The sequence below is a fragment of the Sphingopyxis sp. KK2 genome (assembly GCF_001990265.1).
GTDB lineage: Bacteria > Pseudomonadota > Alphaproteobacteria > Sphingomonadales > Sphingomonadaceae > Sphingopyxis.
This window is the reverse complement of record NZ_LYVN01000168.1, coordinates 1-7,709: the sequence shown is the minus strand read 5'-3', so window position 1 is coordinate 7,709 and position 7,709 is coordinate 1. Positions and strand designations below refer to the sequence as shown.

At 67.9% G+C, this 7,709-nt stretch carries 6 protein-coding genes; 1 reads left to right on the top strand and 5 read right to left on the bottom strand.

Annotation, left to right across the window (positions count from 1 at the left end):
• Together B1A78_RS19155 and B1A78_RS19150 are read right to left on the bottom strand one after the other, a co-directional pair.
• The coding region (locus B1A78_RS19155; RefSeq protein ID WP_256839401.1) for an alpha/beta hydrolase at positions 1 to 496 on the bottom strand (496 nt) is incomplete at its 3' end.
• A 39-nt stretch (positions 497 to 535) separates the two neighbouring features.
• Positions 536 to 2,836 carry a TonB-dependent receptor gene (locus tag B1A78_RS19150; RefSeq protein WP_218668004.1) on the bottom strand — a complete coding sequence of 767 codons (2,301 nt, stop codon included), beginning with the start codon at positions 2,834 to 2,836 and terminating at the stop codon, positions 536 to 538.
• Between the two features lie 160 nt (positions 2,837 to 2,996).
• Here B1A78_RS19150 and B1A78_RS19145 point away from each other — a divergent pair, with 160 nt between their 5' ends.
• A complete protein-coding gene (locus B1A78_RS19145; RefSeq protein WP_077148492.1) occupies positions 2,997 to 3,926 on the top strand; it encodes an alpha/beta hydrolase in 930 nt (309 codons plus the stop codon).
• On the opposite strand, the gene B1A78_RS19140 is transcribed toward B1A78_RS19145, so the two are convergent.
• The 3 genes from B1A78_RS19140 to B1A78_RS19130 all read right to left on the bottom strand — a co-directional run.
• Positions 3,923 to 4,924 (bottom strand): substrate-binding domain-containing protein, encoded by a 1,002-nt coding sequence (locus B1A78_RS19140; protein ID WP_077148491.1) that lies wholly within the window; start codon positions 4,922 to 4,924, stop codon positions 3,923 to 3,925. The two genes, B1A78_RS19145 and B1A78_RS19140, sit on opposite strands and share 4 nt — an antisense overlap.
• Before the next feature lie 28 nt (positions 4,925 to 4,952).
• Positions 4,953 to 5,858 carry an alpha/beta hydrolase gene (locus B1A78_RS19135; protein ID WP_179102096.1) on the bottom strand — a complete coding sequence of 302 codons (906 nt, stop codon included), beginning with the start codon at positions 5,856 to 5,858 and terminating at the stop codon, positions 4,953 to 4,955.
• Positions 5,859 to 5,911: 53 nt separating this feature from the next.
• Positions 5,912 to 7,709, bottom strand: a 1,798-nt coding sequence (locus B1A78_RS19130) for a CoA transferase (protein ID WP_077148489.1), incomplete at its 5' end; no start/stop codon positions are given.

The window sequence follows — 7,709 nt, the reverse complement described above, 5'->3', positions numbered from 1 at the left end:
GTTGCAAGGTCAGGATCGCGCCCGCCGAGCTGCCGTAGATGGCGATCGCGCTCGCCGGGCGATGCGTCAGCGCATCGACATAGACCGCAAGCGCATCGTCGACGGCAGCGGGAAAGGGATGTTCGGGCGCCATGCGGTACATGACGGTGACCACGGGGATACCGGTGAGGCCCGCGATCGGGATCGTTTCGGTCAGCGAGCCCGAGTCGAGCATGAAGCCGCCGCCATGGACGTTGATCAGCAGCCGCGGGTCGGCGGGGTCGCTGTCGCGGCGCCGGACATGCTTGACCGGCACCCCGGCGATCTTGCCCTTCGCGACCTCGACGTCGAAGCGTTTGGCGCGGCCCTTGTTGAGCGGCTTCAAATGATTGGCCGCGGCGGCGCGAACCGCTGCGCGGGTGATCGGATTGCGCAGCAGCGTCGCGGTGACCTCGGGCGCCGAACCCTTGTTCAGCATCGGGTCCATGACCGCCCGCGCCTCGGCGCTGACGGTCATGGCAAAGGGCGGCTGCGGCGGCGACGCTGCGGCCATGGTTCAGCCCCCGAACCGGTAGCCGATCCGCACGCCGTACATCCGCGGCTCGGTATAGGTCAGGCCGACGGTGCCCGAGCTGCCCGCATATTGGTCGAGCACGCCAACCGGCTTCGCCTCGTTGGTGATATTGTTCGCGAACAGCGAGAGGTCGATCGGACGACCGCCGATGTCCTTCAAGCCGATCGTGGCGTTGAGCAGACCATAAGAGGGCAGGAAATTATAGAAGCTGCTGTTGGTCTGCGCGGTCGAAACCTTGCTCTGGCGGACATAGTTGACCGCCATGACCAGGTCGCCGGTGCCGCCCAACGACGTCTCGTACGAGCCGCCGACTGAGAATTTATGCTTGGGCGTATAGGGGAAGGGCGCGCCGTTCAGGATTGCCCCCGCGCTCGCATCGGCGACCTCGGTATAGCGTGCGTCGATGTAGGAATAGCTGCCGGTCAGCGTGAAACCCCGCACGGGTACGATCGCGACATTGAGTTCGACGCCCTCGATCTTGCCTTTCGCCGCGCTGCGCGTGACGTTGAGCAGCACCGGACCGCTGGGGGTCTGGACCGACTCGACCGTGGTGCGCTGGATGTCGTCATAGATGCCGCGATAGGCCGCGATATTGGCGCGGACATCGACGTCGCCGATCGAGAATTGCGACTTCAATCCGACCTCGATGTCCGACAGGCGCTCGGGCGGGAAGGTGCGGAATGCCGAACCCTCGGGCACGGGGCCGTTGGCGCCGCCCGATTTGTAAGCGTCGCGCGCGGTGACATAGACATGCACCCCCGGCGTCACGTCATAATCGAGCGTCGCGGTATAGCTCGGATAATCGCTGTCGACCGATCCCGTGATCGCGGGCGGGCCGCCGATCGTCTGCGACGAGAAGCTATGCTCCCAGGTGTAGCGCAGCCCGCCGGTGACGCTGAGCCCGGTGAGCGCGCCCGACAGCTTGCCGAGATCGACCGTCGCCTGTCCGAACACCGCCTCGCTGCGGTTGCGGTTGTCGAAATAGCCGAAGATCGGCGGGATCAGCGTGCCGATGGGGAAGAAGGTATATTCCTCGATGCCCGCCGGATTCTTCGTGGTCGCGCGATCCATGTAGCCGCCGATCGCGAAATCGACCGCATCGTCGAGCAGGGTACCCTGCAACTGCAGCTCTTCGGTGAAGACGTTCGGCGCCAGCGTATTGATATTGCGCGACGACTGGCCCGCGAGCGGAAAGGGCGTGGCGTCATAGTCATAGCCATAGCGGTTGCGGAACTGCGAATAGCTGATGATGTTGCGCAGCTTGATATTGTCGGTGATCTGGACCGACGCCTGGTTGATCACCTGCCAATATTCGACCTGCGAGAACTGGTCGAGGTCGTACGACACGCGGCGGGGGCCGCGCGCGTCCTGCTCGGCGACGATCGTCGCGGCGCCGGGATAGAAGGCGAGGACGGGGATGAAGCCGAACGGCGGCCCGAGGTTGGCGCCCGCCGCGGGGTTGAAGGCGTCGATGACGGTGCCGCCGCCATTATTGTCCGAATGGTAATAGCGCAGCATCGTATAGAGTTCGATGTCATCGGTCGGGCGCAGCGTCAGGCCGAAGCGGAAGCTTTCATAGGACAGATTGTCATAGTCCTTGCCCGCGAAATTCGGCCCGACATCCTTGGTATAACCGTCGCGACGGCCGACTTCGCCCGCGATGCGCAGCAGCACGCGGCCGGGGACGATCGGGGTGTTGAGCGCCCCCTCGATCCGGCGGTGGTCATAATTGCCGAGCTGGACGCGGACATAGCCTTCGAAATCGTCCTTCGGCTTGACGGGTTCAAACAGGATGTTGCCGCCCGTCGCGTTCTTGCCGAACAAGGTACCCTGCGGTCCGGCGAGGACCTGGACATTGGCAAGGTCGAAATAGGTGCCGACGCGGCCGTCGATGTTCACGCTGTTGGGAACTTCGGCGAAATAGTTGAGCACGCCCGGGGTCGATCCGAACGCGGGGCCCTGGCCGCGCAGTGCGAAGAAGGCGAACTCGCGGGGATAGCCGCCGTTGATCGTGAACAGCGACGGCGTGTTGTCGGCGAGCGAGGTGCGGTCGGTGATGCCCTTCTGCTCGATCGCCTCTTCGGTAAAGGCGGTCACCGCGATCGGCACGTCCTGCAGCCGTTCCTCGCGGCGGCGTGCGGTGACGACGATGTCGTTGAGGCCGGCGCCTTCGTCGGCGGTAGAGTCCTGCTGCGGGGCCGGTGCGGTCTCGTCCTGCGCATAAGCGGCGGCGGGCAGCAGGCTGGCGCTGCAGGCGAGCGCGGCGAGAAAGGCGGAACGCATCGAAATCATCACTTCCCTCCCAAAGGATAGCCGGATTCGTCCGGTCGATTTGGCAAATGATCGAAAATGATATCGATGTCAATAGACCTTGCGTCCTAGAGCGGAGAGGCTATCAAGGGAGCAAGCAAGTCACTGCTATCGATAACAGAATGAGGATGCCATGAGCGACATTCCGTCCTTCGGCCCGTGGGTCAGCGACGAGGCGAAGGCACGTTTCGCCGCCTTCCTGACCGAATCGGCGACCCCCGCGGACCTCGCCGACGCCCGCCCCTTCTTCGCCGCCTATAACCAGCGGCTGCTCGACAAGGCGCTGGCGGCCTACGATGTCGATATCGCCGAGCGCGAGATCGCGGGGGTGAAAGTCCATGAGGTGACCCCGGCGGGCGGCGCCCCCGACGCGCCGGTTCTGCTCTGCCTCCACGGCGGCGCCTTCCTATGGGGCGAGGGGCCGGGCGCGCTGCTCGAGGCGGTGCCGGTCGCGGCGGTCGCGGGGATGCGCGTGCTTGCGGTCGATTATCGGCTCGCGCCCGAGCATGTCTATCCGGCGGCGGTCGATGACGTCGTGGCGGTCTATCGCGCGGTGACGCAGGACGTCGATCCGGCCAAGGTCGGCATTTACGGCTGTTCGGCGGGGGCGGTGCTGACGACGCAGGCAGTCGCGCGGCTGCGCCACGACGGGCTGCCGATACCTGGCGCCATCGGTATCTTCCACGGCGCACCGGTGCCCTTCGCGGGCGACGCCGCGCTGGCTCAGCCCTTGTTCGACCCGCGCGCCGGGCTGGGCGCGTCGCCGAAGATCGAGGAACTGCCTTATTTCTCGGGCGCCGATCTCGCCGACCCGCTGGTGCTGGCGGCCGATCATCCCGATGTGCTGGCGCAGTTCCCGCCGAGCCTGCTCGTCACGGCGACGCGCGATTTTGCGGCGAGCGCGGTATCGGTCATGCACCGCCGCCTGCTCGCGGCGGGTGTCGATGCGCGCTTCGTCCTGTTCGACGGGCTGTGGCACGCGCATCATATGGACGTCGGTCTGCCCGAATCGGTCGAGACCTATGGCCTGATCGCCGACTTCTTCCGCCGGACGCTCGGCTAGCGGCTCGTTTCGCGCGCGACGAGTTCGACGGGCAGCGCCTGTGCCGTCGCGCTCTGATTGCCCTCTACCAGCGCGATCGCGGCGGCGCCGAGCGCGCGGCCCGCGGCGGCGCCGTCCTGGCGGATCGAACTGATCGACGGGCGGTGGACGCTGGCGATCGGCGCATCGTCGAAGCCGACGATCGACACTTCGTCGGGCACCGCGATGCCGCGCGCCAGCAGCGCGTCGCAGGCGCCCGCCGCGATGAAGTCGCTCGCGGCAAAAATCGCATCGAACCCCGTACCGTCGTCGATCGCCTGCCGCACCACCTCCGCCGCGCCCTCGGGGGTGAAGGGGCAGGGCAGCGCGCCGACCAGCCGCGCCTCGCTGGCGGCGAGAGCTTCGCGAAACCCCTCGAGCCGCGCGGCGATTTCGGGATGCTGCATGTCGCCGAGGAACAGCAGCCGCGCCGCGCCGCGCGCGACGAGATGCTCGGCGGCGAGCTTGCCGCCCATGCGATTGTCGCTGCCGACGACCTTGATGCTGACCCCCGGCACCGGCTCGCCCCAGGCGACGATCGGCAGGTTCATCGCCGCGACCTCGGTCACGCGCTGCGCGCCTTCGCCCTGGCCGAGCATCACCGCGCCGTCGGCGCCGACCGCGTTCGACGACAGGAAATGTTCGTTGGTGGTCAGCAGCATCGAATAGCCTGCGGGGGTCAGCGCATCGAGCAACCCGCCGATGATCGCGAGGATCAGCGGGTCGGTGTGTGACTGGTGATCCGAATCGCGATGGTCGATGACGACGGCGATCGTCCGCGTTTCGCGCGTGCGCAGGCTGCGCGCCGCGACGTTCATGCGGTATCCGACCTTTTTCGCGACCTCGGCGATGCGTTCGCGCACCTCGGGGCGGACGAGGTCGCTGCCGCGCAGCGCGCGAGACACGGTGATCTTCGAGACGCCGGCCAGCGCCGCGACCATCTCCATGGTCGGCCGTTCGCCATTGCCCAACCTGCTCATCGCCGTCCGTTCCCCCGAAATTCCAATGCTATCTATCGGCGAAGTAGCGGCGGACCAAGCCTCCGATCAAATTATTGGCGGCGGCGACCGCCGGGATGGTGATCGGCAGGAACTGGAAACCGTGCGGCAGGCCGGGCAGCCGCTGCGCCAGCGTCTCGACCCCGGCGCGGATGAGCGCCGCGGCGTAAAATTCGCCGTCGTCGCGCAGCGGATCTTCGGCGGCGGTGAGGACGATCGCGCGTGCGAGCCCGGCGTGGCTTTCGGCGCGCAGCGGCGAGGCAAGCGGGTCGCTTTCGGGCGTGTCGCCGAGATAATAGGTGCGGCACGCATCGAGATAAGATTTCGACAGCCCCGGCGCGGCGACTTCGGTGAAGGAAGGCAAGGAAAAGCTGAGGTCGGTCGCGGGGTGGATCAGCAGTTGGAACAGCGGCTGCGGCTTGCCCTCGTCGCGCAGACGCAAGGTCGCCGCGGCGGTGAGGTTGCCGCCCGCGCTTTCACCGCCGAGCGCGATCCGCGCGGGATCGCAGCCCAATGCCGCCGCCGACCGGCGCGCCCAGTCGAAAGCGGTCATCGCATCGTCGAGCCCGGCGGGAAATTTATGTTCGGGCGCGAGGCGATAGCCGACCCCGAGCACCGCGCAGCCGCTCGCCGCCGCGAGGTGGCGCGTCATCGGGTCGTGCGTGTCGAGGTCGCCGAACATCCAGCCGCCGCCGTGGAGGAAGACGAGCAAGGGCAAGGGCGCGTCCGACGCCGGGCGATAGAGGCGCACCGGCACCCCGTCGGCGTCGAGATTTTCGACATGGTCGATCTCGGTCCCCGGCATCGCCGCCGCCATCATCGCCATATTGGCGCGCATCATCGGAATCAGTTCGGGGGTGAGTGGCGGCATCTCCTGCGGCGGACCGACAAGCGCAGCGATATCGGCATCAAGCATCATCTTCTCCCTTGATGACATCGATACCATTTCAGATCGACAATGTCCAATGGTCAGATCGGCGATGCGGCCGCCGGTGTGGTGGCGAGATGCGCGGCGATCGCCGCGAGCTCCGCCTCGGACGTCGGCTGCAGGACGCCCGCGGCGACCAACGTCGCCACCGCGTCGGGGTCGAGGCCGAGCCATGCGCTGACGATCGCGGCGGTCTGCTCGCCGATCAGCGGGGCCGGATCATCGGGGGGCGCGGCGAGGTGGCGATAATGCGCCGCGCCGCGTTCCGACACCACGGGCTCGGCGAGATGCGGGTGCCGGTCGGTGCGATAGCTTTGGCGTTCGACGCAATAAGCGAAGCCGGGCAGGTCGGCGACGCGCAACATCGGGGCGGCCGCGACGTCGATCGCCTGCAACGCGCGCGCCGCGTCGAGCGCGGGCCGGGCACCGACCCATGCAGCAATCGAGGCGCCGTCGAGCAACGCGTCGAGCCGCGGCGACGGATCGCCCGGCAAGGTGAGCGCGCACCATTCGTCCTCGCCCGACGCGCGCACGACCATCGAACGCGGCGCGGCCTGCGGCGCATCGCCGGGCACGAGCAGGTCGGCGAACTGCCCCAGCATCACCTCGGCCTGCGATACGCTCGCCGTCCCGCCGCGCCCCGTCCGCAACCGGCGGATCAGCAGCGCGACCGCGCCGAGCGCGCTGATGCGTCCGGCGACATGGTCGGGATAGACGGTGACCGCATCGCTATAGCTGTCGGGGTCGTCGGGGTACCGCCACATTTCGCTGAGTCCCGTCGCGGCGCGGACGAGCGGGCCATAGCCGAGCCGCTTCGCCCAGGGGCCGGTCGGACCGAACGCCGAACTGTCGGCCATGACGAGGCGCGGGTTGGCGGCGGCGAGCACCGCGGCGCCGAGGCCGAGCGATTCCATCGTCCCCGGCTTGAAGTTCGAGAGCAGCACATCGGCGTGCCGCACCAGGTCGAGGAACAGCGCGCGCCCCGCCTCCTGCCGCAGGTCGAGCCCGAGGCTGCGCTTGTTGCGATGCCCCGCCGCAAAGCTCGCCGACAGGCCATAGGGAAGGTAGGATTGCCGCGACCCGTCGGGAAAGGTCGCGCTTTCGACCTTGATCACATCGGCGCCGCCGTCGGCGAACATGCGCCCCGCTTCGGCGCCGACGACGATGACGCCAAGGTCGAGGACTTTCAGCCCCTCGAACGGGCGGTCGAGGACTTCGGCGCCGGCACTGGCGCCGCGCGGGGTGCCTGCCGCTTCGCCGTCGGGGCCCATGCGCGCGCCGTCGATCGTCAGCACCCCGTTGGGCAGCACGACGCGCCGGTCGTCGCCGAGCGTCACCTCGGTCAAGGCATCGCGCGCCGTGACCTGCTCGCTCGCGGCAAATTCGGCGAAGCGCAGCAAGCCCGCAATCGGCACGCCATGCGCCTGGCCTTTGGCTTCGAGCTCGGCGCGGCGGCGCGGCGCGAAGAAGGCCGCGAGCGCGTCTTGCAATTCCCCCGATTGCTGCCGCGTGCTGATCCTGGTGAATTCGGGTCCGGCAAAGGCGGCGGGTTCGCCCATCCAGCGGAACATGCCCTGCCATTGGCGCGGGGCGAGCAGGCAGATGCGGACCTGTCCGTCGGCGCAGGGGAAGATCGGATATTGCGTGCCCTTTGCCGGCCGGTCGCGCGACAGCAGGTGGATCGGCCGCCCCATCGCGGCGCTGCCGTTGATCCCGTAACCGGGATCGAGCGCCTGCATCGCGCCGTCGAGCGCCGAAAAATCGATCCGATCGCCGCGGCCCGAGCGCAGCGCCTTGAAACAGGCGGCGAGCACGACATAAGCGCCCTGCGCCGCGGCG

What these genes read in the sequence shown, in the direction of transcription:
- B1A78_RS19150 (WP_218668004.1), bottom strand. Translation starts at nt 2,836, where the DNA reads ATGCGTTCCGCCTTTCTCGCCGCGCTCGCCTGCAGCGCCAGCCTGCTG.
- B1A78_RS19145 (WP_077148492.1), top strand. Translation starts at nt 2,997, where the DNA reads ATGAGCGACATTCCGTCCTTCGGCCCGTGGGTCAGCGACGAGGCGAAG.
- B1A78_RS19135 (WP_179102096.1), bottom strand. Translation starts at nt 5,858, where the DNA reads ATGCTTGATGCCGATATCGCTGCGCTTGTCGGTCCGCCGCAGGAGATG.
- B1A78_RS19140 (WP_077148491.1), bottom strand. Translation starts at nt 4,924, where the DNA reads ATGAGCAGGTTGGGCAATGGCGAACGGCCGACCATGGAGATGGTCGCG.